Consider the following 1,087-nt stretch of genomic DNA (forward strand, 5'->3'; position numbering starts at 1 on the left):
CCACCGCCGACGACGTGATCACGCTGGCGCGCGAGGTGCGCGACGGCGTCTTCGAGGCGTTCGGCGTGGAGCTGCACCCCGAGCCGGTGTGGGTGGGCTGCAGCATCTGACGCTGCCGGGCGACCTCGCGCCGGGCACGAACCCGCTGCTCCCGCCGCCGCTGAGCACCCCGGCCCCCACCGCTCCCGCTGACCCTGGCACGCTGGGGGACGGCCTTCTAGTCTTGACCCGGCCTGTTCCACCCCACCCCGCGCGCCCGCTCCGGCGCCACCGTCCCATCTGGAGATTCGCCCGTGGACCTCTTCGCGTATCCGGTGTCGCTCGTCATGAAGTTCTGGCACTGGGTGCTGAGCTTCGTCGTGGACCCCGGTTCCGGAGTGGCCTGGGTGGGGTCCGTGCTGTTGCTGGTGGTGACAGTGCGGTTGCTGCTCATGCGGTCGATGTACCGGCAGCAGTACTCCATGCGCAAGATGGCGCAGATCGCTCCCAAGATGAAGGAGCTGCAGAACAAATACAAGGACCGCAAGACCCCCGAGGACCGCCAGGAGCAGGCCAAGGAGATGCAGGCCCTGTACGCGGATGCCGGGGTCAATCCCGCCGCAGGGTGTCTGCCGCTGCTCGTGCAGATCCCGGTGTTCCTGGGTCTGTACTACGTGCTTCTCAACTTCTCGCCGCGTGGGGTGTCGATCGAAGAGGCCTCGACCATGACCAACGGGGCGTTCGGCCCCGACCAGGTCGCCTCCTTCCTCAACGCCGAGATCTTCGGGGTCCCGCTGGCCTCGTACATCCGGATGCCGCAGGACGTCATGGACTCCCTGCACCCCGGGCTCGTGCGCGAGGACATCCTCATGCTGGCCGTGCCGTTGTTCGTGCTGGCCGGCATCGCCACCTTCATCAACATGTGGAACTCGTTCCGCCGGCAGAAGGCGGCCAAGGCGGCCGAGCAGGACGCGATCGCGCAGGTCGACGCCGAGGAGAAGGCGGGCGGCCCGGTCGTCGACGGCGAGGTGCTCGAGGTCGACGGCGAGAAGCCCGCAGCCCCCGCGCCCGCCACCACCGGCGCCGCTGCGGGAACCGGTGCGGCGGG

General features: G+C 69.2%; 1 protein-coding gene and 1 pseudogene. Both read left to right on the forward strand.

Annotated features, from left to right (window positions below):
* Nucleotides 1-110: pseudogene (murB, locus tag G6031_RS11175) on the forward strand (UDP-N-acetylmuramate dehydrogenase); the annotation flags it as partial.
* A 183-nt stretch (nucleotides 111-293) separates the two neighbouring features.
* On the forward strand, nucleotides 294-1,087 hold a 794-nt coding region (gene yidC / locus G6031_RS11180; protein WP_182653293.1), incomplete at its 3' end, for a membrane protein insertase YidC.

Source organism: Dietzia sp. CQ4, assembly GCF_014145125.1.
Classification (GTDB): Bacteria; Actinomycetota; Actinomycetes; order Mycobacteriales; family Mycobacteriaceae; genus Dietzia; species Dietzia natronolimnaea.